Source organism: Streptomyces sp. IBSBF 2435 (genome assembly GCF_036815005.1).
Lineage (GTDB): Bacteria > Actinomycetota > Actinomycetes > Streptomycetales > Streptomycetaceae > Actinacidiphila.
This window is the reverse complement of record NZ_JAJSYW010000009.1, coordinates 24,255-48,699: the sequence shown is the minus strand read 5'-3', so window position 1 is coordinate 48,699 and position 24,445 is coordinate 24,255. Positions and strand designations below refer to the sequence as shown.

The following is a 24,445-nucleotide window of genomic DNA, read 5'->3' as shown; positions in this document are numbered from 1 at the left end:
CACCGGGATCGCCCATCGGCGCCTCATCGGGCGACTACTGTAAGCGATCCGGCGGTTACCGGATGGAGGACCCGAGCGACCGTGGACACGCAAGGCCGAGACGATATCGATCCGGCGGACCAGTGGGTGCTCGACCCGGCCACCGGCACCTACCGGCTGCGGGAGCGGCCGGCGCAGGACCGGGCGCGGAAGCAGCCCGGTCTGCCCCGGCAGAGCAGCCACGTGCCCGCCGCCGCCTCACTCCCGCCCAGGAGCCGCCGTACGGCCGCCGCGCCGGGTCCGCCCAGCCGCCGCAGGGGGAAGCCGGACGGCCGGCCGTCCCGGCGCAGGAAGGCGCTGCTGTGGACGGCGGGCGCGATGGGCCTGGTCCTGACCGCGGTGGGCGTCGGCGGCTACCTGGCCTACGAGCACTTCAACGGCAACCTCACCACCGTGGACGTCGGCGACGCGGGCAGCAAGAACGTCGGCGGCAACGGTCCGCTCAATCTGCTGGTCATCGGCACCGACAGCCGTCAGGGGCTGGGCCGCAGATACGGCGACGCCGACAGTGTCGGCCACGCCGACACCACGATCCTCTTCCATGTGTCGGCCGACCGCAGCAATGCGACGGCGATGAGCATCCCGCGGGACATTGTCACGGGCATCCCGGACTGCCCGACCCGGCGGAAGGACGGCAGCACGACGACGATCCCCGGCATTCCCGCCGGCCTGACCACGCCGAGGTTCAACGAGAGCCTGGGCGTGGGCGGGCGGGACCCCGGCTGCACGATGCGCGCCGTCACGCTGTTGACCGGGATTCCGGTCGACCACTTCATGATGGTCGACTTCGAGGCGGTCAAGGCGCTGTCGACGGCGGTCGGCGGGGTGGACGTGTGCCTGTCGAGGCCGCTGGTCGATCCCAAGTCGCATCTGAACCTGTCGGCGGGGCGGCACCGGATCGAGGGCGAGCAGGCGCTGGAGTTCGTCAGGACCCGGCACGCGCTGCGCAACCAGAGCGACCTGGACCGGATCAGGCTCCAGCAGAACTTCCTCAGCGCGATGATCCGCAAGATCAAGTCGAGCGGCACCCTGACCAGCCCGGGGAAGCTCTTCACCCTGGCGGACGCGGCGACCCGGGCGCTCACCGTGGACAGCGCGATCGGCAGTGTCTCGCGGCTGACCGGCCTGGCCAAGGACCTCAGCAGGGTCGACGCCAAGCACATCACCTTCACCACCCTGCCGGTGGTCGACAACCCCAACGAGCGGGTCCACGCCACGGTCGTGGTCGACCGGGCCAGGGCGGAGCAGTTGTTCGCGATGATCAGGAACGACGTCTCGCTCAGCGGCCGCAGGAAGCAGCCGGGGACCGATCCGCGGCTGGTCGGCCCCCGGGCTGCGGCCTCCGACGTCCGGGTGCAGGTCTACAACGGCAGCGGCGTCTCCGGCGCCGCCCGCGGCACGGTGGACTGGCTGCGCGGCGTCCAGGGCGTCGGCGGCCCCGCCAACGGCGGCAACGCGCCCTCCCCCGCCCCGCGGACCACCCTGGCCTACGCCCCAGGGCAGGCCGACCAGGCCCGCGCCCTCGCCGCGATGCTCGGCCTGCCCGGCTCGGCCCTGCGCCCCTCGTCCGGAGCCGACGACGCCCAGGGCGCGGACATGTCGCTCACCCTCGGCGCGGACTTCGTCCGGGCCGGGGTTCCGATCGCGGACCCCGCGGCACCCCCCGAGGACCTGACCAGGACAAGGGCGGACAATTCGTCCTGCGTGAGCTGACTCACGAAACCTTCCGGTGACCGCCGTCGTGTTAAGTCAGGGCCGCGGGATGCAACTCCGTGCGCCAGATCACCGTCTGACACGGGGACGACCGAGATTCGGCCGGAGCAGGGGAGGGTTCTTCATGCGGGACGGGGCAATGGGCGGCGGTCAGGGTTCCGCGTCGAACCATGGCGACCTCGGCTGGGACGACGGGCTCTACCGGGACGACGCGCCCTCGTACGCCCCGGGACCGGCGGCCGACCGCGAGACCGGGCAGATACCGGGGCCCAGAAGCCCGCACGGGGGCGGCGACGGCCCCGACCCGATACCCGGCGGACCTGGCGCGGGCGGCGCCGACAGCGGCAGCCCGGCGAACGCCGGCGGGCACCGCAGGGGCGGCCCGCGGCGGCAGCGCAGCCGCAAGAGCAGGGTGCTGCGCTGGGTGGCGATCGTGGCCGCGGTCGGCGTCCTGGGCTCGGCGGGGGCCGCGTACGGCTACTACGAGTACCTGGCGGGCAAGATCCGCAAGGGCCAGCGGGTCAGCGGGAACAGTTCCGTGGCCAAGCCGAAGGCGAACGCCAACGGCAGCTCGGCGATGAACATCCTGATCCTCGGCTCGGACAGCCGGATCAGCGCGGACGACCAGAAGCTCGGCGGCGCCGCCGACAGCGCGGGCGCCCGGGCGGACGTGATCATGATCGCCCACCTGTCCGCGGACCGCAGCAACATGTCGGTGGTCAGCATCCCGCGCGACACCCGGGTCGACATCCCCGAGTGCGAGGACCCCAAGACCCACCGCACGTATCCGAAGGTCAACGAGATCATCAACGCCTCGCTGGGCCGCGGCGGCCCCGGCTGCACCCTGGCGACCGTGCAGAACCTCACCAACGTCTACATCGACCACTGGCTGATGATCGACTTCTCCGGTGTGGTGAAGATGGCGGACGTGCTCGGCGGCGTGGACGTATGTGTCGAGCACAGCGTCTGGGACCGTCCCACCAAATACATCAAGCACGGCGGCTCCGGGCTGAAGCTCACCGCGGGCCACCACCTCATCAAGGACAAGCAGGCGCTCCAGTGGCTGCGCACCCGCGACGCCTTCGGTGACGACTCGGGCCGCGCCAAGGCGCAGCACATGTACATGAGTTCGCTGATCCGCACCCTGCGCAGCCAGAACCTCTTCACCAACCCGTCGCGGCTGAACAAGATCGCCACCACGGCGATGGGCGCCTTCGAGGTCTCCTCGGAGATCGGTACCCCGAAGAAGCTCTACGACCTCGGCATGGAGCTGAAGAGCATCCCGCCGGCCCGGATGACGATGCTGACCATGCCGCACGACGCGGACCCGCAGGCGGTCAACGCGCACTATGTGCCGGCCGCGGCGGCCTCCACCGTGTGGTCGCTGATGCGCAACGACGTGGCCATGGACGCGGACGGCAAGGCCAAGGCCCCGGGGACGGCGAGCACCTCGCCGAAGCCGGTCGACCCGACGGGACCGCCCGCCGCGGCCCCCGCGACGATCCCGGTCACCGTGGTCAACGGCACCGCGGGCACCACGGGCAACCCTGCCGTGCCGCACCGCGCCGGGGACATCGCCGCGGCGCTGGGCACCGCGGGCTTCACCAAGGCCGAGTCGAGCCAGAAGGCCGCCCCCAGCCCCGGCACCACCCTGACGTACCCGGCGGCCGACGGTGAGCAGGGCAAGGCGGACGCGACCTCGGTGGCGAAGGCGCTCAAGATCCCGGTGAGCAATGTGAAGCCGTCCGACACCGTGCAGAGCATCACCCTGACGGTCGGCGGGGACTGGAAGAAAGGCACCGACTACAGCACGACGCTGCCCAAGGAGGGCGGCGTCCCCAAGTCCGCCGACGCCATCAACGGCGCCGACACCACGGGCTGCATGCCCATCCAGCCGATCTACCGCTGGGCGGGCTGAACGGCCCGTGGCAGGCAGCGCAGGTACGCGGAAGGGGTCCGCCGGAGCTTCCGGTGGACCCCTCCGCCGTCGTAAGAGCGGCGCCCGCGGGCGTACGTACGGGCTACGCGTCGGCCGTCGTCGACTCCGCGGCGGTCGCCGTGACGGCGGGGCGGCGGCTGGCGATCACCTTGCGGGCCAGCGAGCGCGGGCTGGTGAGGAAGCCGTAGCCCCAGCACATGTGCATGGTGGCCAGCGCGAGCGGGATGCGCAGCCGGGCGCCCGCGCCCAGGCCGCGGCCGGCCGGCAGCGAACCGACGGTGATGGCCGCGAGATAGGCCGCGGGCACCAGCAGCGCCCACGGCGTCAGGACGGCGCCGACGACGATGCCCGCCGCATTGGCCAGCAGGGCGCCGGGCGCCGCCAGATACCGCAGATTGACCGAGCCGCGGTGGTAGCGCGTCACCACCCGGCGCCACCGGCCGTAGTCCTTGTACTGCTTGGCCAGGGCGCGCACGCTGGGCCGCGGCCGGTAGGAGACCCGCAGCTCGGGCGAGAACCAGATGAGATGACCGGCCTCGCGGATCCGGTAGTTCAGCTCCCAGTCCTGGGCGCGGATGAATTCCACGTTGTAGCCGCCCTGCTGCTCCAGCACCTCGCGCCGGAAGACACCGAGATAGACGGTGTCGGCGGGGGCGGCGGAGCCACCGGTGTGGAAGGCGGCGTTGCCGACGCCGATCTTCGCGGTCATGGCCGCGGCGACCGCCTCCTCCCAGGCGTTCTCGCCCTCGGCGTGCATGATGCCGCCGACATTCGCCGCGCCCGTGGCGTCCAGCAGGCGTACGGCGGTGGCGATGTAGTCCGGCGAGAGCATGCCGTGCCCGTCGACCCGCACCACGACCGGGTGGCGGGACGCGGAGATCGCGGCGTTCAGGGCGGCGGGCGTGCGCCCGGTGGGATTGGGCACCGTATGGACCCGGGGGTCCTCGGCGACCAGCTCGGCCGCGATCGCGTCGGTCCGGTCCTTCGACGGGCCGAGCGCGATGACGACTTCCAGCTCGCCCGGATAGTCCTGTTCCAGGATGTGCCGGACGGAGTTACGCAGGTGGCGCTCCTCGTTGAGCACCGGCATGATCACGGAGACGGCCGGGAGCGCGGAGTCAGTGGCGGCGTTCATTGCGGGAAACGTTACCGCCAATGGGGGACCCCAGCGCGTGGGGGCAAGACTGACAGTCCTATTTGTCCCTAGCCTGAACGGGTCTTCCTGTTCTGTACCACTGCGGAGGGAATCCCGTGCCGCTGACCAGCCGCCGTCCACCCGGCCCCCCACGGACGCAGCCGGGGCGACGGCCGGCGCCGGGCCGGTGGCCGCCGATCCGGCTGAGCACCCGGATCGTCGGCGCGGTGGCGCTGCTGGTGATCACCGCCAGCGGCATCGGCCACGCCGTGGTGACCGGGGTGGACGGGGCGATCGGCCGGGTGGACGCCTTCGGCGGGATGCAGGGCCGCCCCGGCGGCAGCAAAGGCACGAATTTCCTGCTCGTCGGGACCGACAGCCGGGACGACATCGCCCCGGACGAGAAGAAGCGCTACCACCTGGGCGGCGTGCCCTGCCACTGCACGGACACGATCATCCTGGTCCACCTGTCGCAGGGCCGCTCCCGCGCCAGCGTGGTCAGCATCCCGCGCGACACCTACGTCCTGCTGCCCGCCCTGCCCGCGGCGCCCGGAAGCAGGGCCGGGAAGAAGGCCGGCGCCAAGGCCGGGAGCGGGGGCACCGCGAAGCCCGTGTCCGCGCCCCGGCCCGCCAAGATCAACCAGGCCTACGCCGACGGCGGCCCCAAGCTCACCGTGCGGACCGTCGAGCAGCTGACCGGCGTCCACATCGACCACTACCTGGAGGTGGACTTCACCAGCTTCATGAAGACCGTGGACGTGATCGGCGGCGTCCCGGTCTGCACCTCCCGCCCGCTCAAGGACGCGTACTCCGGCCTGAACCTGCCGGTGGGCACCACGACCCTGAACGGCGGCCAGGCGCTGCAGTACGTGCGCTCCCGGCATCTGGACCCGGCCGCCGACCTCGGGCGGATGCAGCGCCAGCAGCGCTTCCTGGCCCAGGTCATCCACAAGACCACCAGCGGCGGCACCCTCGGCGACCCGCTGCGGCTCGGCAAGGTGGTCTCCGCTGTGCTCGGCTCGGTCCGCGCCGACCAGGGGCTCGGCAGCGGGGACCTGATCGGTCTCGCCCGTGCCATGAAGGACTTCACGCCCGGCTCGTCGGAATTCACCTCGGTGCCGCTGAGCACCAGCAGCTTCCACGTCCCCGGCGTCGGCTCCACCGTGAAGTGGGACGCCCTGAAAGCCGGGCGGCTGTGGGCGGCCATCCGCGCCGACAAGCCGCTCACCGCCCCGCGCCCGGCCGGCGCCGGGCCGGCCGGCGTACCGGTCGGGGTGGACCCGGCCAGGATCCGGGTAAGGGTCGAGAACGGCACCGGCGTCCGCGGCCTGGCCGCGAACACCCAGCAGGCGCTGCACGCCACCGGCTTCCTCACACCCGGCGCACCGGCCACGGCGCCCCGGCACGTACCGCACAGCGTGATCCGCTACGACCCGCGCTGGGACGACTCGGCGAAGGCGCTGGCTGTCGCCCTGCCGGGGGCGCGGCTGGTGCCCGCGGCCAAGCAGGGGCCGCTGATGCGGGTCACGCTCGGCCCGGACTTCGCCACCGCCAAGGTGAGGCCGGTGACCGCGCCCGCGCCCGACCCCGGTACGCGGCAGGCCGCCGGCGCCCTCACCGGCGACCAGGTGGGCTGCCCCTGACGCGAGCCGCGGGCGGGGCGGCGGGTCAGTCGTCCAGGCCCTCCGCCGCCCGCTCCCTGCGCAGTTCCAGGATCGCCCGGCGGCGGGCCAGCCGGTGCGTACGGCGGATCTGGGCCTCCTGCCAGCGGCGCCGGTCCTGCGCGGTCTCCGGCATCACGGGCGGCACCCGGCGCGGGCGGCCCTCGGCGTCCACGGCGACGAAGACCAGATAGGCGCTCGCGACCTGCTTGGCGGGCCGCCCCGCCTCGTTCCAGCGCTCGGCGACGACGCGGACGCCGACCTCCATGGAGGTCTTCCCCGTCCAGTTGACCTGGGCCTTCACCTGGAGCAGGTCGCCGACCCTGACCGGTTCGAGGAAGGCCATCTCGTCCATCGCGCCGGTCACCGCCGGCCCCTCGGAGTGCCGGCCCGCGACCGCGCCGGCCGCGTCGTCCACCAGTTTCATCACGACGCCGCCATGGACCGTGCCCAGCAGGTTGGTGTCATGGGCGCTCATGATGTGCGACAGCGTGATCCGGGCGGCGGACGTCGCCTTGCCCGGGATCACCGGGAACTGCGGGACGTCCGGGGCGCGCGGGACGGCGGGCGGCTCGGGGGTGCCGGAGCCTGCGGATGGATCGATCATGACCGCTACTTTATGTCCGTTACGAAACAGCTGCGGCTGGTGGCCGAATGCATCGGATTAGCTACAGAACCGCCCTGGATTCAAGGTCCCACGCCGCGGCCGGGCACACTGACGGACATGAACGGTTGGAGCGATGACACCGAGCGGCGCCGGCTATCCGAGCCTCCGCTGCCCCCAGAACTGTCGCCGCGCCGGGCCGCCGCTGCCTCGGGCGGAGTCCCGCCGCAGCCCACTCGCCGCCCCGCGCCGGGCGACCGCCCGCCGCCCGGCGCGATCCCGCAGCCCGGCGACGGATCGGGCGACGGCTACGGCCCGCCGGCCACCGGCGGCCCCGGCGGCGCGGGGCCGCGCGCCCCGCGCTGGAGCACCCGCAAGAAGATCGGCTACGCGGCCCTCGGGCTCGTCGTGGTGCTGCTCGTGGTGTCGGTGTCGACGTACTTCTGGGCCGACTCCAAGGTGCGGCGCGAGGTCGACCTGAGCAAGGTCGAGGACCGCCCGGCAACCGGCAAGGGCACCAACTACCTGATCGTCGGCTCGGACAGCCGTGAGGGGCTGACCAAGCAGGACGAGAAGGATCTGCACACCGGAGCCGCGTCGGGCCAGCGCACCGACTCGATGATGATCCTGCACACCGGCAGCAACGGCACCACGATGATGAGCCTGCCGCGCGACTCCTACGTCACCATCCCGGCCTTCACCGGCCAGCAGTCGCACAAGCGCTACCCGGCCTCCACCCACAAGCTGAACCGCGCGTACGCCGACGGCGGCCCCGAGCTGCTGACCAGGACCGTCGAGTACAACACCGGCCTCCACATCGACCATTACGCCGAGATCGGCTTCGCGGGCTTCGTGAACCTGGTCAACGCGCTCGGCGGCGTGGACATGTGCCTGGACAAGCCGCTGCACGACAAGGCGTCGGGCGCGGACTTCTCCGCGGGCTGCCAGAAGATGAACGGCCAGCAGTCGCTGGCCTTCGTCCGGCAGCGCCACCAGGAGGCCGACCAGGACCTGGGCCGGATGCGCAACCAGCAGAAGTTCCTGTCGACCCTCGCCCACCAGGCGGCGTCGCCCTCGACGGTGCTGAACCCGTTCAAGCTCTACCCGGTGATCGGCTCGGGCCTCGACACGCTCATCGTGGACAAGAAGATGAGCCTGCGCAATCTCGCGTCGATGTTCTGGGCGATGAAGGGCGCCACCGGCGGCGACGGGAAATCCATCACCGTGCCGATCGCCAGCGCCAACTACCAGACCCCCAATGACGGCGACGCCGTGAAGTGGGACATGACGAAGGCGAAGACGCTCTTCGGCGAGCTGAAGAACGACGACAAGGTCACCGCCGCCAAGTAGCCGCGCACCACGTGCCCGGCCGCGCGGCGGCATCGACGGCCCCGGCTCCCCCGCGATCGACGCGGTGGGAACCGGGGCCGTCCTTCGTGCTCAGCGGTTCCTGACGGATCCCGCGGGGTCCAGGCTCAGGCCGCGATCGGCGCGCCGGTGACCGCGAGCACCCACTGGTCCAGCTCGGGCCGCCAGTAACGGGCGACGTTCAGCCGGGTCGGCTTGGCCTCGCCGGGCAGCTGGAACTTCAGCGAGCTCCACATGGCGTTCCGCTTGACCTCGCTGACCAGGGCCGCGGCCTCCTGCCGCGGTATGGCCACGACCAGCTCCTTGGGCCGGGCGCTCATCCGGCCGGCCTTGTGGAAGACCACGGCCTGCTCGGTGACCGTCACGAAGTAGTACTTCACGAACGCCTGGGCGATCACGCCCAGCGCGTTGGTCAGGTAAGGGCTCGGGCCGGTCACGGTGTGGATCGTGGCGATCGGCCGGTCGCCCGGGTTGATCTGCGCGATGGCCTCGGCCACCTGCTCCTGCATGGTGGACTTGCGAATAGCCATGTGGTGCCCCCATTTTCGACGTGCTGACGGTGCGGATGTGCTGACGAACAAATGCGACGCCGCCGTCGTGGACACGACAGCGGCGTCGCAGCGTACCGCCTTCCGGCGGCACTTACGCCTCTGGGGGTGCGAACGTCAGTGACGTCCCGCCGGGTTGCGGCGGCGCAGCATGAAGACCGTGCCACCGCCGGCCGCGACGAGCACCGCCGCGACACCGGCGATCATGCCGGTGTTAGAGCCGCCACCGGTCTCGGCCAGGTTGGACGTACCACCGGCCGGCGAGGGCGCGTTGGTGTCGGCGACAGCCGCGGCCGGGGCGGTGGTGGTCGGCGCCGGAGCCGCGGGGGCGGTGGTCTCGGGCGGCGTGGTGGGAGTCGTCTGCGACGGGGACGGCGACGGGGACGCGCACGCCTTGTCCGGCGTGGTCACCTCCTTGGTACCGACCTCCACCTGCCCGGCCGACTTCACGACGTGCACGGTGTAGACCGTGTTCGGCGTCCAGTCCACGGCGATGGCGAAGGCAACGCCTTCCGTGGTGCCCTTGACGCCCTTCTGGGAGCCGACCTCGGTCGAGCCCTGCGACACCGTGATGTCGACATTGGTGCTGTTGTCCTGGTCGAGGACGGTGATGACGCCGTGGTCGCCGTCACACGAGGCGGACGGGGTGAACTGGCCGATGTGGCAAGCAAACGCGCTGCCTGCAACGCCCAGCGCAAGAGCGGCTGCGGCGGAGGCGACGCCAATGGAACGCACCGCGATTGCGGTACGGCGGTTTATGGACACGTCTTCCCTTCACGGGATCGGATCACAAGTGCGGAAAGGCCGCTCAGCGGACACGATGGCCCCCCGCCCCACTGATGGCCCTCACACCTCTACAAGCCCCCGCGCACGCTTGTCAATTGATCGCAAACCGACTACTACACGACCTCACACGCACAAAGAGCACCCGGTCCGGGTGCTCTTCGCGCGGCGGTGTTACAGAGTTGCTACGCGGGCAGGTTGCGGGCCATGACGATCCGCTGGATCTGGTTGGTGCCCTCGTAGATCTGGGTGATCTTGGCGTCGCGCATCATCCGCTCGACCGGATAGTCGCGTGTGTAGCCGTATCCGCCGAGCAGTTGGACCGCGTCGGTGGTGACCGCCATGGCCACGTCGGAGGCGTAGCACTTGGCGGCGGCGCCGAAGAAGGTCAGGTCGGGGTCCGAGCGCTCCGACCTGGCCGCGGCGGCGTAGGTGAGCTGGCGGGCGGCCTCCAGCTTCATGGCCATATCGGCCAGCATGAACTGGATGCCCTGGAATTCGGCGATGGCCTTGCCGAACTGCTTGCGCTCCGTCACATATCCCTTTGCGTAGTCCAGCGCGCCCTGCGCGATGCCGAGGGCCTGGGCGGCGATGGTGACGCGGGTGTGGTCGAGGGTCCGCATCGCGGTGGCGAAGCCGGTGCCCTCCGCGCCGATGATGCGGTCGGCGGGGATGCGGACGTTGTCGAGGTAGACCTCGCGGGTCGGCGAGCCCTTGACGCCGAGCTTCTTCTCCGGGGCGCCGAACGAGACGCCCTCGTCGCTCTTCTCCACCACGAAGGCGGAGATGCCCTTGGAGCGCTTGTCGGGGTCGGTGACGGCCATGACCGTGTAGAAGTCCGAGACCCCGGCGTTGGTGATCCAGCGCTTCACGCCGTTGAGTACGTAGAAGTCGCCGTCGCGCACGGCACGGGTCTTCATGCCCGCCGCGTCGGAACCCGCCTCGGGCTCCGACAGGGCGTAGGAGAACATCCCCTCCTTGCGGGCCAGCGCGCCCAGGTACTTCGTCTTCAGCTCCTCGGACCCGGACAGTTCCACCGGGAGCGAGCCGAGCTTGTTGACCGCGGGGATGAGCGAGGAGGAGGCGCAGACCCGGGCGACCTCCTCGATCACGATGACGGTGGACAGCGCGTCGGCGCCCGGGCCGTCGTAGGCCTCGGGGATGTGCACCGCGTGCAGGTCGTTGGCCTCCAGCGCGTCACGCGCCTCCTGGGGGAAGCGGCCCTGCTCGTCCACCTCGGCGGCGAAAGGGGCGATCTTCGCCTCGGCGAGGGAGCGCACGGCGTCCCGGAGCATGTCGTGCTCTTCGGAGGTCCGGAAAAGGTCGAAGTCGGAGGATCCGGCCACAGAGTCTCACTCCCCGATGCTAACTACCGTTAAGTAACCCTACGATCCTAAAGCCGCGCCCATCATGCGGCCTACGTGACGTTCACGACAGCACAAGCGGCTCGCCCGAAGGGCGCCAGGAGCGCTCACGACACCTTGGTGCCGAGCTTGTCGAGGGCGTGGGTGGCCACGAAGTCGGCCATGGTGTCGTTGCGTATCGCCTCCCACAGCTGCGAGCCGCCGTTGTCGTCGAGCAGCACGACCGACTGCTTGCTGACGGTGTCGAAGCCCGCGACGGGCGCGTTCATGAAGACCATGTCCGAGGAGCCCACCGAGCGCATGTCCCACACCAGGCCGCGCAGCGCGCCGTCGGACAGCCGGTCGTCGACGCTGACCACCGAGGTGACCTGGTCCAGGGTGCGCTTGAGCTTGAGCGGATTGGTCACGGTGCCGCCGGAGAGCACCTCGGCCAGCACCGCCCGCAGGAAATTCTGCTGCCGGTGGGTGCGGTCGAGGTCGCCGTTGGGCAGGCCGTAGCGCTCGCGTACGTAGTCCAGCGCGTCGTCGCCGTCCATGTGGTGCGGACCCGCGGTCCATACGCCGCCGGGGCCGTTGCGGCGTTCGACGGTCTTGTCCACGGTGATGTCCACCCCGCCGACCGCGTCGGTGAGCTTCTTGAAGCCGCTCCAGTCGATCACCGCGAGGTGGTCGATCGAGACCCTGGTCAGCCGCTGCACGGTGTCGATCAGCAGCGGCGGGCCGCCCCAGGAGAAGGCCGCGTTCAGCTTGGCCATGCCGTGCCCAGGGATGTTCACCCAGGAGTCGCGGGGCAGCGAGACGACATAGGCGTGCTTGTGGTCGGCCGGCAGGTGCACCAGCATCATCGTGTCGCTGCGCTGGGCGCCCGGCTTCCACTCCGGCGCCTCGGCGTCCTTGCCCGTGGTGGGCAGGTCGGAGCGGGCGTCCACGCCGACCAGCAGGAAGGTCTGGCTGCCGCTCTTGGAAGGCGGCGGGACCGCGCCCGCCGGCAGGCCGGTGGGGAAGGCGTTGGGGATGCGCTGCACCCGGCCGGTGTAGTGCTCGTACGCCCAGTAGCCGGTGCCGGCGATCAGCAGGGCGCCGGTGCACAGCAGGACGAGCGCGCCGTACAGCACCCGGCGGGTGCGGCGGCGGATCCGGGCACGCCGGCGCTCGGGCGACTCCGGAGCGGCCGGCTCGGGCGCGCCGGGCGGTTCAGGTGCCCCGGACGACTCGGGGGTCCCGGACAGCTCGGGGGTCCCGGACAGCTCGGGTACGGCGCCCGATCCGGGTGCCTTCGCCGGTTGCGGCGGCCCCGGCGGCTGGATGGCCCCGGGCGCTTCCGCGTCCGCGGGGCCGCCCCCGGTCCCGTCCGTCCGGTCGCCCGCGTGCCGCAGCGGGCCTCCCCCGGCCCCGCCGCCTCTGCCGTCCTCGCCACCAGCCACGATCGCACCCCACCCCGGTAAGCCCGACCCCGCCGGATCGGTCACCGCATTGTGGACCGGCCGGCCCGCGTACACCCCCCTTTTGGTCCACCCCGTGCCGACTATGCTCTGGCCCATGCCTCTCAAGCTCACCGTCATCGGTACCGGCTACCTCGGCGCCACCCATGCCGCCGCCATGGCCGAACTCGGCTTCGACGTGCTCGCGCTCGACATCGAGCCGCGCAAGATCGAGATGCTGTCGCAGGGCCGGGTGCCGATGTTCGAGCCGGGACTTGAGGAGCTGCTGGCCAAGCACGTGGCCGGGATCGAGGGGTCGACCGGGCGGCTGCGCTTCACCTTGTCGTGGGAGGAGCTGGCCGACTTCGGCGATGTGCACTTCGTGTGCGTCAACACTCCGCAGAAGCAGGGCGAGTACGCCTGCGACATGAGCTACGTGGACCGCGCCTTCACCCGGCTCGCACCGCTGCTGCGGCGGCCGGTCCTGGTGGTCGGCAAGTCCACCGTGCCGGTGGGCAGCGCGGCCCGGCTGGCGGCGCTGCTGGCCGAGCTGGCGCCGGCGGGCGCGGAGGCGGAGCTGGCCTGGAACCCGGAATTCCTGCGCGAGGGCTACGCGGTGCAGGACACGCTGCACCCGGACCGGATCGTGGTGGGCGTCACGAGCGAGCGCGCGGAATCGCTGCTGCGCGAGGTCTACGCCACGCCCGTCGCAGAAGGCACGCCTTTCGTCGTCGCCGACTATCCGACGGCCGAGCTGGTCAAGACCGCGGCGAACGCCTTCCTCGCCACCAAGATCTCCTTCGTCAACGCCATGGCCGAGGTCAGCGAGGCGGCCGGCGGCGACGTGGCCAAGCTCGCCGAGGCGATCGGCTACGACGACCGGATCGGCCACAAATACCTGCGGGCCGGCATCGGCTTCGGCGGCGGCTGTCTGCCCAAGGACATCCGCGCCTTCATGGCCAGGGCGGGCGAGCTGGGCGCCGACCAGGCGCTGACCTTCCTGCGCGAGGTCGACTCGATCAATATGCGGCGCCGCACCCATATGGTGGAAATGGCCCGCGAGGCCCTGGGCGGCGGCTTCCTCGGCCGCCGGATCGCGGTGCTCGGCGCCGCCTTCAAGCCCGACTCGGACGACGTACGGGACTCCCCCGCGCTCAATGTGGCGGGCCAGATCCAGTTGCAGGGCGGCCAGGTCACCGTCTACGACCCCAAGGGCATGGACAACGCCCGCTCGCTCTTCCCGACCCTCGGCTACGCCCCCACCGCGCTGGAGGCGGTCCGCGGCGCAGACATAGTGCTGCACCTGACCGAGTGGCGGGAATTCCGCGAGCTGGACCCGGCCGCGCTGGCCGATGTGGCGCGCGGCAGGTCGGTGCTCGACGGCCGCAATGCCCTGGACCCGGCGGTCTGGCGCAAGGCGGGCTGGACGTATCGCGCGATGGGCCGCCCGCAGGCGTAGCCGCGCACCCGCGGTCAGCCCGGCTCCGGCGCGTCCGCCCTGCTGTTCTTCCGGTAGGTCCGCATCTTCGCCCGGCTGCCGCAGATCGCCATCGTGCACCAGCGGCTGCGGCCCGCCGGACTGCGGTCGTAGTAGACCCAGCGGCAGCTGTCGGCGGCGCACGCCTTGAGCCGCTGCCAGGTGCCGTCCGCGCTCGCCCGCGCGATGGCCGAGGCAGCCGCGGCGGTGACCCCGGCCGCGCCGGTGAGCCCGTCGGCGGGGCGCACGGCGGCGCGGCCCTCGGCGTCGACGGCCAGCCGCAGCGGCGCCCGCGCCAGCAGCCGGTCCAGGGCGTCCACAGTGGCGGCGGGCACGTCGGTGCCCGCGTGGGCCGCGCAGACCTCCCGCAGGGCCTCCCGCAGCGTCAGCACGTCGGCGAGCGCACCGGCGTCGAAGTGACGCCCCGACAGGCCCTGCCGGCGTGCCCAGGCGGCGGCCTCCGCCGCGGTCCGCAGTTCGTCGCGGTCGCTCTCCAGATCCACGGTGTTGACCAGATCCTGCACAAACCGCAGCGGTTCGGGCGCGGGGTCGCGTACTCCGGGCTGCTCCACCCTTGCCACGTTACCGCTGCTCCCCCATCATGAAGTAACGGTTACCGCTACATGCCCCTATGCCGGTAACACCGTCCGACGAAAGGACCCGCCATGATCGGCCGGCTGAGCGCCGTCGTCCTCGACTGTCCCGACCCCGCCGCCCTCGCCGCCTTCTACGCCGAACTGGTGGGCGGCACCGTCGAGGCCGACGACGAGACCTGGGTGGACCTCAACCGCGAGGGAGGCCAGCAGCTGTCCTTCCAGCTCGCCCCCGCGTACCGGGCGCCCGCCTGGCCCGACCCCGAGCGCCCGCAGCAGTACCACCTGGACATCGCGGTGGAGCGCGCGGATATGGACGACGCCGAGAAGAAGGTGCTCGCGCTCGGCGCGACGCTGCTGGAGGGCGACCTCGACGGCAGCCGCAACTGGCGGGTCTACGCCGACCCGGTGGGACACCCGTTCTGCCTCTGCGCCTGCTGAGCGCGCGGCCCGGCGCGGTCAGCCGGCCGGCTGCACCATGACCGACGGGCCGCGCACGGCCCGCAGCGCGGTCGCCGCCGACTCCGCGTCCCGCAGCACCCGCACCGCGTTGTGCCAGGTGAGCTTGGCGAGGTCGGCGTCCGACCAGCCGCGGCGCAGCAGTTCGGCGATCAGGTTCGGATAGCCGGCGACATCGTCCAGGCCCTCGGGCGTGAAGGCCGTGCCGTCGTAGTCGCCGCCGAGGCCGATGTGGTCGACTCCGGCCACCTCGCGCATGTGGTCGAGGTGGTCGGCGACCGTCGCCGCGGTGGCGACCGGGCGCGGGTGCTCCGCCTCGTACGCCCGCTGGACGGCCATCCCCTCGGGTGTGGTGTCCAGCGGGTGCCGGCCGTGCGCGCGCATGTTGTCGTCGGCCGCCGCGGTCCACTCGATGGCCGCGGGCAGGATGAACTTCGGCACGAACGTGGCCATGGCCACGCCCCCGTTGGCGGGCAGCTGGGCGAGCACGTCGTCGGGGATGTTGCGTACGTGGTCGCAGACCGCGCGGGCCGAGGAGTGCGAGAAGAGCACCGGCGCACCGGCCACCCGCAGGGCGGCGCGCATGGTGTCGGCGGAGACGTGCGAGAGGTCCACCAGCATGCCGAGCCGGTTCATCTCCCTGACGACCTCCTCGCCGAAGGCGGTCAGGCCGCCCGCGGCGGGCTCGTCCGTGGCGGAGTCCGCCCACGGGGTGTTGTCGTTGTGGGTGAGCGTCATGTAGCGCACACCGAGGTCGTAGAAGGCCCGCAGGACGGCCAGTGAGCCGTCGATGGAATGCCCGCCCTCGGCGCCCATCAGCGAGGCGATACGGCCCCTGCCGCGGGCTTCCTCGATGTCGTCGGCGGTCAGGGCGAGCGCGAGGTCCTCGGGGTAGCGGGCGGTCATCCGGCGGACGACGTCGATCTGCTCCAGGGTCGCGGTGACCGCGTCCGCGCCGGCCAGCTCCACCGACACGTAGACCGACCAGAACTGCCCGCCGACGCCGCCGGCCCGCAGCCGCGGGATGTCGGTGTGCAGCCGGTCGCTCTGGTCGGCGGCGATGTCGAGCCGGTCGAGGTCGTAGCAGACCTGTTTGCGCAGCGCCCACGGCAGGTCGTTGTGCCCGTCGACGACGGGGTGGGCGGCGAGCAGGTCGCGGGCGCGGGCGGGAAGGTCCATGCAGGCCAGCCTATGCGGCGGCGTCCATGGAAGAGGCGTCGCCAGACGAAGGCGACCGCCTGGCGACGGCCGCCCGCCCGACCAGGCCGGCGCCTGGCGACGGCGGACCGCCCCGCGACACCGGCGCCAGGCCGCGGAGGACTACTTCGCGAAGCCGAAGCCCGCCGCTCCCGTGGCCTTCGCGCGCAGGCGGCGGCCCTTCTCGGTGGCCTGCTCGTTGAGCGACACCTGGAAGTCGCGCATCCGGGCCTGCAGTTCCTGGTCGTGCGCGGCCAGGATGCGCACCGCCAGCAGCCCGGCATTGCGCGCGCCGGCCACCGAGACCGTGGCGACGGGCACGCCGGCCGGCATCTGCACGATGGACAGCAGCGAGTCCATGCCGTCGAGGTACTTCAGCGGCACCGGCACCCCGATGACCGGCAGCGGGGTGACCGAGGCGAGCATCCCCGGCAGGTGGGCGGCGCCGCCCGCGCCCGCGATCAGCACCTTGAGCCCGCGGCCCGCGGCCTGCTCGCCGTACGCGATCATCTCGTGCGGCATGCGGTGCGCGGAGACGACGTCGACCTCGAAGGTGACGTCGAATTCCTGCAGCGCGCCGGCCGCGGCCTCCATCACCGGCCAGTCGGAGTCGGAGCCCATGACGATGCCGACCGCGGGTGCGGTGGTGTCCTGCGCTTCACTCATCGATCGTCCCTCGCAGATAGTCGGCCGCGTGGCGGGCGCGCTCGCGCACGTCGGGCAGGTCGTCGCCGTAGGTGGTGACATGGCCGACCTTGCGGCCGGGCTTCACGTCCTTGCCGTACATGTGGATCTTCACCCCGGGGTCGCGGGCCATGCAGTGCAGGTAGGCGGCGTACATGTCGGGGTAGTCGCCGCCGAGGACGTTGGCCATCACCGTCCAGCGGGCGCGCGGGCGCGGGTCGCCGAGCGGCAGGTCGAGCACGGCCCGCAGGTGGTTGGCGAACTGCGAGGTGACGGCGCCGTCGATGGTCCAGTGGCCGCTGTTGTGCGGGCGCATGGCCAGTTCGTTGACCAGGATGCGGCCGTCCGCGGTCTCGAACAGCTCGACGGCGAGGTGGCCGATCACGCCCAGCTCTCGGGCCACGGTCAGCGCGAGGCGCTGCGCCTGCGCGGACAGCTCGTCGGGCAGCCCGGGCGCGGGCGCGACCACCGTGTCGCACACCCCGTCGACCTGCACGGACTCCACCACCGGATACGCCACCGCCTGGCCGTGCGGCGAGCGCACGACGTTCGCGGCCAGCTCGCGCACGAAGTCGACCTTCTCCTCGGCGAGCACCGGCACACCGGCCCGGAAGGCGTCGGCCGCGTCCTGCTCGGCGCGGACGAACCACACGCCCTTGCCGTCGTAGCCGCCGCGCACGGTCTTGAGGACCACCGGGTATCCGGAGGTCTCGCCCGCGAAGCGTGTGACGTCCGCCGGATCGGCGACGATCCGGTTGCGCGGGCAGGGAACACCGATCTCGGCGAGCCTGGTGCGCATGACGCCCTTGTCCTGCGCGTGCACCAGGGCGTCGGAGCCGGGGCGTACCACGATGCCGTCCGCCTCCAGGGCGCGCAGGTGCTCGGTCGGCACATGCTCGTGGTCGAAGGTGATCACGTCGCAGCCCTGTGCGAAGGCCCGCAGGGTGTCGAGGTCGCGGTAGTCGCCGACGGTGACGTCCGCGACCACCTGCGCGGCCGAGTCCTGAGCCGTGTCGCTGAGAATCCTGAACCTGATGCCGAGCGGGATGCCCGCCTCGTGGGTCATACGGGCGAGCTGGCCGCCGCCGACCATGCCGACTACGGGGAATGTCACGTTTTTTCCTGCCGGTGGTGCACGGGGGCCGGTCCCCCGGTGATGGCATTACCAGGGTATCGGCCTTGCGGCCGACCGAACGCCGGACGGCCCTACGGCGTCTTCCAGGGGGCGGTTAGCATGAGGGAACCCCGAACCGTCCCCGGCAGCCCGCTTCACCGACCCACCCACCCGACAGACAGGGCCCGAGCGATCACCATGACCGGATTCCACGCCCTGCGCGTCAAGCTGAGTCTGATGTACCGCGAGATCGCGAAATTCGGCGCGGTGGGGGGCGCCGGCGTCCTGGTCAACATCGGGGTGTTCAACCTGGTCCGGCACAGCACCGGGCTGCAGACCGTGCGCGCCAGCGTCCTGGCGACGCTGGTGTCGATCGCGTTCAACTACGTCGGATTCCGCTACTTCACCTACCGGGACCGGGACCGGGCGGGCCGCACCAAGGAGCTGGGGCTCTTCCTGTTCTTCAGCTGCATCGGCATGGTGATCGAGAACGGCGTGCTGTTCGTGGCGACGTACGGCTTCCACTGGGACAGCCAGCTGCAGAGCAACGTGTTCAAATTCCTCGGTATCGGTGTCGCGACGCTCTTCCGCTTCTGGTCGTACCGCACCTGGGTCTTCCGGCGGCTCCCCGCGCGGGACGCGGTGGAGCAGGCCGAGTCGTTCCTGACGGCGGACGGGACCGCGGACGGCACCGCCGCCGACCAGGCGGCGGGCGGGGTCCGGCGCAAGCCCAGGAAAGCCGACGCCAACGGCGTCAACCTCAACGGCTGACGCTCGTCCCGCGGCCTGGCCGCGCCCTGCCGCCGGATTGACGCGGGCCGCCGCCTGATCAGCTCACGATGTCCTCGCGCGGCGACGGTGGCTGCATCTCCCGGGCCAGGAAGAGTGCGAAGACCGGCGGGTGCTGCTGGAGCAGTTCGAGCCGGCCGCCGTCCGCCTCGGCGAGATCGCGGGCGAGCGCGAGGCCGAGCCCGGTGGAGTTGCGGCCGCTGACCGTGCGCTCGAAGACCCGCGCCCCCAGGTCGGACGGCACCCCCCGGCCCTCGTCGGTGACCTCGACCACCGCCTGGTTCCCGGTCACCCGGGTCCGCAGCCCGACCGTGCCCGAGCCGTGCATCAGCGAGTTCTCGATCAGGGTGGCCAGCACCTGCGCGACCGCGCCCGGCGTACCGACCGCCCGCAGTGCGGGGGTGCCGGAGCGGACGATGGACCTGCCCTCGTTCTGATACGCCGGGCGCCATTCCTCGACCTGCTGCTTGATCACCTCGTCGAGGTCGAAGTAGACCGCGGAGCCGGTCCGCGGGTCGCGCGCGTTGGTCAGCAGCCGCTGCACCACGTCGGTCAGCCGCTCCACCTGGCCGAGCGCGATCGTCGCCTCCTCCTTGACCGTCTCCTGGTCGTCGGTGGCCACGATCTCCTCCAGCCGCATCGACAGCGCGGTCAGCGGGGTGCGCAGCTGGTGCGAGGCGTCGGAGGCGAGCCTGCGCTCGGCGGTGAGCATCCGCCCGATGCGCTCGGCGCTGGAGTCCAGGACATCGGCGATCCGGTCCAGTTCGGGGACGCCGTAGCGGCGGTGCCGGGGCCGCGGGTCACCGGAGCCGAGGCGTTCGGCGGTCGCGGCGAGGTCGCTGAGCGGGCTGGCCAGCCTCATGGCCTGGCGTACGGCGAGGCCGACCGCGGCGAGGACGGCGAGCAGCGCGACGGCCAGGATCACCAGCAGATTGCGGCCGATCTCCTCGCTGACCGTGGAGCGCGGCTGCTCCACGGTGACGGACTCGCCGTGGTCACCGCGCTGGGTGGAGGTGATGACCTTGCCCCTGGGGCGGTTCCCGAGGGTCACCAGGGGGCGGTCCGGCACCCGCACCACCGCGTAGCGGTCGGCGGCGATCTGCCGGTCCAGGCCCTTGGCGTCGACGCTCTCCCCCGCCAGGATGCGGTTCTCCACGATCCCGACCAGCCGTACGGCCTCGGACTCGACGCCGTCGCGCGCGCTGCTCTCGATGGTCCTGGTCTCCACGATGATCAGGGACAGCCCGAAGACGGCGATGACGACGAGCACCACGGCCAGCGTGGAGGAGATCAGACGACGGCGCACGGCGGCGGCGGGTCAGTTCTTCTCGAACCGGAAACCGACCCCGCGAACCGTGGAGATGTACCGCGGATTGGCCGCGTCGTCGCCGAGCTTCTTGCGCAGCCAGGAGATGTGCATGTCCAGCGTCTTGGTGGACGACCACCAGGTGGTGTCCCACACCTCGCGCATCAGCTGCTCGCGGGTGACGACCCGGCCCGCGTCCCGTACCAGCACCCGGAGCAGGTCGAACTCCTTTGCGGTGAGCTGGAGTTCGTCGTCGCCCATCCAGGCGCGGTGCGACTCGACGTCGATCCGCACCCCGTGGGTGGACGGCTGCGCGGGCTCGGTGGTGCCGCGCCGCAGCAGGGCGCGCACCCGGGCCAGCAGTTCGGCCAGCCGGAAGGGCTTGGTCACGTAGTCGTCCGCCCCGGCGTCCAGGCCGACGACCGTGTCGACCTCGTCGGCGCGGGCGGTCAGCACCAGCACAGGGAAGGTGTGGCCCTCGGTGCGGATCCGCCGACATACGTCGAGGCCGTCCATCCCGGGCAGGCCCAGGTCGAGCACCACCAGGTCGACGGCACCGAGCAACGCCGTCTCCAGCGCGGTGGGTCCGTCCTCGCGCACCTCGACCTCGTAGCCCTCGCGGCGCAGTGCGCGCGCGAGCGGTTCCGAGATGGATGCGTCGTCCTCGGCCAGAAGTACGCGGGTCATGGGCTTGATGGTAGACCGCACCCCCCGGGTGCGAGGTGGTGGTACGCCGCAGTCCCTTCACGCCCCCTGCGGCGCCCGCGCGCCGCCCGGTGCCGGGCGGCGGCCGTCAGGACAGCGGCCACGGGCGCGCCGTGGCGCCGAGCCTGTTCCAGGCGTTGATCACGGTGATCGCCCAGATGAGTTCGGCCAGCTCCTTTTCGCTGAACTGCGCGGCCGCCCGGGCGAAAACATCGTCGCCGACCTGCCCGTCGGTGAGCCGGGTGGCGGCCTCGGTCAGTTCCAGCGCCGCCCGCTCGCGGGCGGTGAAGAACGGGGTCTCGCGCCACACCGGCAGCGCATAGAGGCGGCGTTCGCTCTCGCCGCCCTCGCGCGCGTCCCGCGCGTGAGTGTCGACGCAATAGGCACAGCCGTTCAGCTGCGAGGCGCGGGCGCGGACCAGTTCGAGCAGCGGCGCTTCGAGGCCGACGTCGCGGGCCGCGGCGTCCAGCGCGTTCATGGCGCGGTTGGCGTGCGGGACGAGGGTGTCCACGGCGAGGCGGACGGCGGGGACGACAACAGGCTGGGCGGTGGCGCTCGCAGCGCCGGGGGTGTCAGTGGTCTCGGTGCTCATGACAGCGAATCTACGGCCGGAGTGGAACGCGGATAAGGTCCACTTCCATGGACGATCCATGGCCCACTTCCGCCGCCGCAGAGCGCAGGGAATCCGGCGTGGACCTGCATCTCGACCTGCCGTCCGGCACTCCGCACGGGCGCCGCGCGGGCCTTGAGCGGGCGCTGCGCGAGGCCGTGCGCGGCGGGCGGCTCGCCCCGGGCAGCCGGCTGCCGTCCAGCCGCAGGCTGGCCGCGGAGACCGGGCTGTCCCGCGGCACGGTCAAGGCCGCCTACGACCAGCTCACCGCCGAGGGGTACCTGACCGCCCGTCAGGGCTCGGGCACGGTGGTCGCGGACCGCCCGCGGGGGCCGTCGGCGCCCGCGCCCGGCCGTTCCTCCGCCGCCCGGCCGCCGCTGCACGACCTGCGCCCGGGCAGCCCCGATGTGGCGTCCTTCCCCACCTCCGCCTGGCTGCGCGCCACCCGCCGCGCGCTGGCCGCCGTCCCGTCCGCGGCCTACGGCTACGGCGACCCGCGCGGCAGGCCGGAGCTGAGAGCGGTGCTGGCCGAATACCTGGGCAGGACCCGGGGGGTGGTCGCGGAACCGGACCGGATCGTGGTCGTCTCGGGATACGTGCAGGGCCTGGCACTGCTGACGGGGGTGCTGGGCGGTGCGCCGGGACGTACGGGCGCCGGTCCTGTGGTCGGCATGGAGGACCCGGGGCTGCCCTTCCACCGCGAGGTGGTCCGGCAGGCCGGCGGCCGGGTGGTGCCGGTGCCGGTCGACGAGCGGGGCGCTGGCGCGGACCTGCCGCGGATGGACGCGGTGGTGGTCACCCCCGCCCACCAGTACCCGACCGGCGTCACCCTGCACCCGGCCCGCCGCCACGCGCTCACCGCCTGGGCGCGGGAAACCGGCGGCGTCGTGGTCGAGGACGACTACGACGGTGAATTCCGCTACGACAGGCAGCCGGTGGGCGCGTTGCAGGGCACCGCGCCCGACCATGTGGTCTACGTCGGCACCGCGTCGAAGACGCTGGGGCCCGCGCTGCGGCTCGGCTGGATGGTGCTGCCGCCGCAGCTGGTGCGGCCGGTCACCGAGGCCAAGCTCTACAGCGACTACCACACCGGGGCCATCGGCCAGTTGACGCTGGCCGAGCTGATCGCCGACCACGCCTACGACCGGCACGTGCGGGCCGCCCGGCTGCGCTACCGGCGCCGCCGGGACCTGCTGGTCGCCCGGCTGACCGGCGCCGCGGGGTGCCCGGGCGTCGGGGTGCGGGGCATCGCGGCCGGGCTGCACGCGCTGGTGAGCCTGCCGCAGGACGGCCCGGACGAGGCGGAGGCGCTGCGCAGGGCCGCGGCCGAGGGTCTCGCCGTCGGCGCCCTGGGCGGGCACTGGCACACCGCGGAGGGCACGGTCCGGCCGGCTCCCGGCCGCCCGCAGGGCCTGATCGTCGGCTACGGCACCCCGGGCGAGGGCGGCTATCCCGCGGCGCTCGCGGCGCTGACGCGGGTGCTGCGGGCATGAGGACGGCGCCGGCGGGGCGTACGAGTGGGCGGACTCACGCGGGAGGTCTGGCGCGGTATCCGCCCCTGTACGGGCGGACGTACCCGCGCAGGCGCGGCATCTGCCCGTATCGGCAGGCGTACGCGGACGGAGCGACGGACACGTGCGGCGCCCGCCTCGTACCGCGGACGTGCACAGAGAGTCCGGGGCCGTACCGGCGGACGCCCCCAGGCCGCGGACTCACCACGGGTCCGAGGGCGTACCGCGGGTCAGGACGGGGCCGCGAGTTCGGCCCAGACGGTCTTTCCCGGCTGATCGGTTCTGCGGACGACGCCCCAGTCCAGACACAGCCGCTGGACTATGAACATGCCGTGGCCGCCAGGGCGGCCGGCCCGGTGCGGGGTGCGCGGGGCGGGCTCGCCGTCGCCGCCGTCGACCACTTCGAGGCGCAGCGACTTGTCGCCGCGGCGCAGCAGCAGCTCCTCGGGGCCTCCGGCGTGCAGGCAGGCATTGGTGACCAGCTCGGACACCACCAGCAGGACGTCCTCGGCGGCGGCCCTGCGGTCGGCGGACGCGGCCGGCAGCCAGCCCCACTCCCGCAGCGCCTGGCGGGTGAAGTCCCGGGCGCGGGGCACTATGCCGCTTTCGCCGCTGAGCTGGAGCCGCCGTACGGTCTCCGGCTCGCGCGCTCCTGTCTCGCCCTGCTGGGCGCCGTCGCCCGCGTCGGGGCCACGGTCATCCGCGGCGAAGGGCCGGGTGGTGCTCATCTAGGCCTCACCTCACGGATGTACGACTGGGTCCGACCTTCTTCTGCCCGATGGATCTCCCGGAACACGTCCGGGAGACCACGAAACCTCGGGTGCCGTCCGGCACCCTGTCCGTGTCCCGCCCCCGCTCGCATCCCTTTACTCCTGGAGTGCCTGGTCAAGTGTGTCGTGCAGGGTGAAGACCGCCTCGGCGCCGGTGATCTCCAGCACCCGGGCGACAGTCGGCTGCATGGCGGCCAGGTGCACGCCGCCGCCGTTCGCCTCGGCCCGCAGCCGCGCGCTCAGCAGGACGTTGAGTCCCGTCGAGTCGCAGAACTCCAGCTGCGAGCAGTCGACCACCAGCCGGCTCGCACCGGCGTCCACGGCGGCGCCGAGCGGTTCGCTCAGCAGATCCGCGGTGTGATGATCAAGCTCACCCGCCGGAGTGAAGACCGCGGTGTGGCCATTGTGCGCGACCTCGACATGAAGCCGGCCGAGGCCGGCGGTGTCGACCGCTTCGCGGTCCATTTTCGCTCCTTCGCCCTTCGTGATGACGCGTCCCAGACCCTACGCGGTTCGCAAGTGAGACGGTAGTCGTCACTCTGACGTAGCCGCACGGGACCCGGGCGATTTCACGCAAAATGACCCACCGTATGCGGTGTGTGAGCGACGGGACGGACAAATCGCCCAGGACTCCCCCACAACTTGCGAAGCCCCA

At 72.1% G+C, this 24,445-nt stretch carries 23 protein-coding genes; 8 read left to right on the top strand and 15 right to left on the bottom strand.

Annotated features, from left to right (window positions below; genetic code table 11):
• Nucleotides 1–81 precede the first annotated feature (81 nt).
• Both V7E46_RS03450 and V7E46_RS03445 read left to right on the top strand, forming a co-directional pair.
• On the top strand, nucleotides 82–1,752 hold the full coding sequence (locus V7E46_RS03450; RefSeq protein WP_333766998.1) for an LCP family protein: 1,671 nt from the start codon (nucleotides 82–84) through the stop codon (nucleotides 1,750–1,752).
• A gap of 124 nt (nucleotides 1,753–1,876) precedes the next feature.
• Complete coding sequence (locus tag V7E46_RS03445; protein WP_333766997.1) at nucleotides 1,877–3,670, top strand: LCP family protein; 1,794 nt, start codon at nucleotides 1,877–1,879, stop codon at nucleotides 3,668–3,670.
• 103 nt (nucleotides 3,671–3,773) lie between these two features.
• On the opposite strand, the gene V7E46_RS03440 is transcribed toward V7E46_RS03445, so the two are convergent.
• Entirely contained in the window at nucleotides 3,774–4,826 is a 1,053-nt protein-coding gene (locus V7E46_RS03440) for a glycosyltransferase family 2 protein (protein ID WP_329178508.1), read from the bottom strand.
• A gap of 116 nt (nucleotides 4,827–4,942) precedes the next feature.
• Here V7E46_RS03440 and V7E46_RS03435 point away from each other — a divergent pair, with 116 nt between their 5' ends.
• A complete protein-coding gene (locus V7E46_RS03435) occupies nucleotides 4,943–6,469 on the top strand; it encodes an LCP family protein (RefSeq protein WP_443053968.1) in 1,527 nt (508 codons plus the stop codon).
• 25 nt (nucleotides 6,470–6,494) lie between these two features.
• On the opposite strand, the gene V7E46_RS03430 is transcribed toward V7E46_RS03435, so the two are convergent.
• Nucleotides 6,495–6,965 carry an acyl-CoA thioesterase gene (locus V7E46_RS03430; protein WP_333767015.1) on the bottom strand — a complete coding sequence of 157 codons (471 nt, stop codon included), beginning with the start codon at nucleotides 6,963–6,965 and terminating at the stop codon, nucleotides 6,495–6,497.
• 246 nt (nucleotides 6,966–7,211) lie between these two features.
• On the opposite strand from V7E46_RS03430, the gene V7E46_RS03425 reads away from it, so the two are divergent.
• Nucleotides 7,212–8,441 carry an LCP family protein gene (locus V7E46_RS03425; RefSeq protein ID WP_333766995.1) on the top strand — a complete coding sequence of 410 codons (1,230 nt, stop codon included), beginning with the start codon at nucleotides 7,212–7,214 and terminating at the stop codon, nucleotides 8,439–8,441.
• Nucleotides 8,442–8,566: 125 nt separating this feature from the next.
• Here V7E46_RS03425 and V7E46_RS03420 read toward each other — a convergent pair whose 3' ends face one another.
• The 4 genes from V7E46_RS03420 to V7E46_RS03405 form a co-directional block, all read right to left on the bottom strand.
• Entirely contained in the window at nucleotides 8,567–8,989 is a 423-nt protein-coding gene (locus tag V7E46_RS03420) for a hypothetical protein (RefSeq protein ID WP_329178502.1), read from the bottom strand.
• Nucleotides 8,990–9,124: 135 nt separating this feature from the next.
• On the bottom strand, nucleotides 9,125–9,772 hold the full coding sequence (locus V7E46_RS03415; protein WP_333766994.1) for an LAETG motif-containing sortase-dependent surface protein: 648 nt from the start codon (nucleotides 9,770–9,772) through the stop codon (nucleotides 9,125–9,127).
• Nucleotides 9,773–9,975: 203 nt separating this feature from the next.
• A complete protein-coding gene (locus V7E46_RS03410; RefSeq protein ID WP_329178498.1) occupies nucleotides 9,976–11,136 on the bottom strand; it encodes an acyl-CoA dehydrogenase family protein in 1,161 nt (386 codons plus the stop codon).
• A 125-nt stretch (nucleotides 11,137–11,261) separates the two neighbouring features.
• Nucleotides 11,262–12,578, bottom strand: coding sequence for an LCP family protein (locus V7E46_RS03405; protein ID WP_333766993.1), 1,317 nt, complete (start codon nucleotides 12,576–12,578; stop codon nucleotides 11,262–11,264).
• Nucleotides 12,579–12,693: 115 nt separating this feature from the next.
• On the opposite strand from V7E46_RS03405, the gene V7E46_RS03400 reads away from it, so the two are divergent.
• Nucleotides 12,694–14,034, top strand: a complete 1,341-nt coding sequence (locus V7E46_RS03400; protein WP_333766992.1) for a UDP-glucose dehydrogenase family protein — start codon at nucleotides 12,694–12,696, stop codon at nucleotides 14,032–14,034.
• A 14-nt stretch (nucleotides 14,035–14,048) separates the two neighbouring features.
• Here V7E46_RS03400 and V7E46_RS03395 read toward each other — a convergent pair whose 3' ends face one another.
• Nucleotides 14,049–14,624, bottom strand: coding sequence for a CGNR zinc finger domain-containing protein (locus V7E46_RS03395; protein ID WP_333766991.1), 576 nt, complete (start codon nucleotides 14,622–14,624; stop codon nucleotides 14,049–14,051).
• 93 nt (nucleotides 14,625–14,717) lie between these two features.
• Here V7E46_RS03395 and V7E46_RS03390 point away from each other — a divergent pair, with 93 nt between their 5' ends.
• A complete protein-coding gene (locus tag V7E46_RS03390) occupies nucleotides 14,718–15,086 on the top strand; it encodes a VOC family protein (protein WP_333766990.1) in 369 nt (122 codons plus the stop codon).
• An 18-nt stretch (nucleotides 15,087–15,104) separates the two neighbouring features.
• Here V7E46_RS03390 and V7E46_RS03385 read toward each other — a convergent pair whose 3' ends face one another.
• The 3 genes from V7E46_RS03385 to V7E46_RS03375 all read right to left on the bottom strand — a co-directional run bounded on the left by V7E46_RS03385 (nucleotide 15,105) and on the right by V7E46_RS03375 (nucleotide 18,099).
• The gene (locus tag V7E46_RS03385; protein WP_333766989.1) at nucleotides 15,105–16,283 is read right to left on the bottom strand and encodes a dipeptidase; all 1,179 of its coding nucleotides are present in this window, start codon (nucleotides 16,281–16,283) and stop codon (nucleotides 15,105–15,107) included.
• Nucleotides 16,284–16,424: 141 nt separating this feature from the next.
• Nucleotides 16,425–16,967 carry a 5-(carboxyamino)imidazole ribonucleotide mutase gene (gene purE, locus V7E46_RS03380; protein ID WP_333766988.1) on the bottom strand — a complete coding sequence of 181 codons (543 nt, stop codon included), beginning with the start codon at nucleotides 16,965–16,967 and terminating at the stop codon, nucleotides 16,425–16,427.
• Entirely contained in the window at nucleotides 16,960–18,099 is a 1,140-nt protein-coding gene (locus V7E46_RS03375) for a 5-(carboxyamino)imidazole ribonucleotide synthase (RefSeq protein ID WP_333766987.1), read from the bottom strand. The genes purE and V7E46_RS03375 overlap by 8 nt, the downstream gene beginning before the upstream one ends.
• A 198-nt stretch (nucleotides 18,100–18,297) precedes the next feature.
• Here V7E46_RS03375 and V7E46_RS03370 point away from each other — a divergent pair, with 198 nt between their 5' ends.
• Nucleotides 18,298–18,870, top strand: a complete 573-nt coding sequence (locus V7E46_RS03370; RefSeq protein ID WP_333766986.1) for a GtrA family protein — start codon at nucleotides 18,298–18,300, stop codon at nucleotides 18,868–18,870.
• Between the two features lie 58 nt (nucleotides 18,871–18,928).
• On the opposite strand, the gene V7E46_RS03365 is transcribed toward V7E46_RS03370, so the two are convergent.
• The 3 genes from V7E46_RS03365 to V7E46_RS03355 all read right to left on the bottom strand — a co-directional run bounded on the left by V7E46_RS03365 (nucleotide 18,929) and on the right by V7E46_RS03355 (nucleotide 21,491).
• Nucleotides 18,929–20,194: an ATP-binding protein gene (locus V7E46_RS03365; RefSeq protein ID WP_333766985.1), complete on the bottom strand. Its 1,266-nt coding sequence runs from the start codon at nucleotides 20,192–20,194 to the stop codon at nucleotides 18,929–18,931.
• Between the two features lie 12 nt (nucleotides 20,195–20,206).
• Nucleotides 20,207–20,881 carry a response regulator transcription factor gene (locus V7E46_RS03360; RefSeq protein ID WP_329178480.1) on the bottom strand — a complete coding sequence of 225 codons (675 nt, stop codon included), beginning with the start codon at nucleotides 20,879–20,881 and terminating at the stop codon, nucleotides 20,207–20,209.
• Between the two features lie 106 nt (nucleotides 20,882–20,987).
• On the bottom strand, nucleotides 20,988–21,491 hold the full coding sequence (locus V7E46_RS03355; protein WP_329178479.1) for a carboxymuconolactone decarboxylase family protein: 504 nt from the start codon (nucleotides 21,489–21,491) through the stop codon (nucleotides 20,988–20,990).
• Between the two features lie 47 nt (nucleotides 21,492–21,538).
• Here V7E46_RS03355 and pdxR point away from each other — a divergent pair, with 47 nt between their 5' ends.
• Nucleotides 21,539–23,002, top strand: coding sequence for a MocR-like pyridoxine biosynthesis transcription factor PdxR (pdxR, locus tag V7E46_RS03350; protein WP_333766984.1), 1,464 nt, complete (start codon nucleotides 21,539–21,541; stop codon nucleotides 23,000–23,002).
• Between the two features lie 248 nt (nucleotides 23,003–23,250).
• On the opposite strand, the gene V7E46_RS03345 is transcribed toward pdxR, so the two are convergent.
• Nucleotides 23,251–23,748, bottom strand: coding sequence for an ATP-binding protein (locus V7E46_RS03345; protein ID WP_333766983.1), 498 nt, complete (start codon nucleotides 23,746–23,748; stop codon nucleotides 23,251–23,253).
• 138 nt (nucleotides 23,749–23,886) lie between these two features.
• Complete coding sequence (locus tag V7E46_RS03340; protein ID WP_329178476.1) at nucleotides 23,887–24,255, bottom strand: STAS domain-containing protein; 369 nt, start codon at nucleotides 24,253–24,255, stop codon at nucleotides 23,887–23,889.
• Between the last annotated feature and the right edge of the window lie 190 nt (nucleotides 24,256–24,445).

Coding starts and splice junctions, on each gene's coding strand:
- V7E46_RS03360 (WP_329178480.1), bottom strand. CDS start 20,881: ATGACCCGCGTACTTCTGGCCGAGGACGACGCATCCATCTCGGAACCG.
- V7E46_RS03445 (WP_333766997.1), top strand. CDS start 1,877: ATGCGGGACGGGGCAATGGGCGGCGGTCAGGGTTCCGCGTCGAACCAT.
- V7E46_RS03390 (WP_333766990.1), top strand. CDS start 14,718: ATGATCGGCCGGCTGAGCGCCGTCGTCCTCGACTGTCCCGACCCCGCC.
- V7E46_RS03345 (WP_333766983.1), bottom strand. CDS start 23,748: ATGAGCACCACCCGGCCCTTCGCCGCGGATGACCGTGGCCCCGACGCG.
- V7E46_RS03400 (WP_333766992.1), top strand. CDS start 12,694: ATGCCTCTCAAGCTCACCGTCATCGGTACCGGCTACCTCGGCGCCACC.
- V7E46_RS03340 (WP_329178476.1), bottom strand. CDS start 24,255: ATGGACCGCGAAGCGGTCGACACCGCCGGCCTCGGCCGGCTTCATGTC.
- V7E46_RS03440 (WP_329178508.1), bottom strand. CDS start 4,826: ATGAACGCCGCCACTGACTCCGCGCTCCCGGCCGTCTCCGTGATCATG.
- V7E46_RS03370 (WP_333766986.1), top strand. CDS start 18,298: ATGACCGGATTCCACGCCCTGCGCGTCAAGCTGAGTCTGATGTACCGC.
- V7E46_RS03385 (WP_333766989.1), bottom strand. CDS start 16,283: ATGGACCTTCCCGCCCGCGCCCGCGACCTGCTCGCCGCCCACCCCGTC.
- V7E46_RS03430 (WP_333767015.1), bottom strand. CDS start 6,965: ATGAGCGCCCATGACACCAACCTGCTGGGCACGGTCCATGGCGGCGTC.
- V7E46_RS03355 (WP_329178479.1), bottom strand. CDS start 21,491: ATGAGCACCGAGACCACTGACACCCCCGGCGCTGCGAGCGCCACCGCC.
- pdxR (WP_333766984.1), top strand. CDS start 21,539: ATGGACGATCCATGGCCCACTTCCGCCGCCGCAGAGCGCAGGGAATCC.
- V7E46_RS03425 (WP_333766995.1), top strand. CDS start 7,212: ATGAACGGTTGGAGCGATGACACCGAGCGGCGCCGGCTATCCGAGCCT.
- purE (WP_333766988.1), bottom strand. CDS start 16,967: ATGAGTGAAGCGCAGGACACCACCGCACCCGCGGTCGGCATCGTCATG.
- V7E46_RS03420 (WP_329178502.1), bottom strand. CDS start 8,989: ATGGCTATTCGCAAGTCCACCATGCAGGAGCAGGTGGCCGAGGCCATC.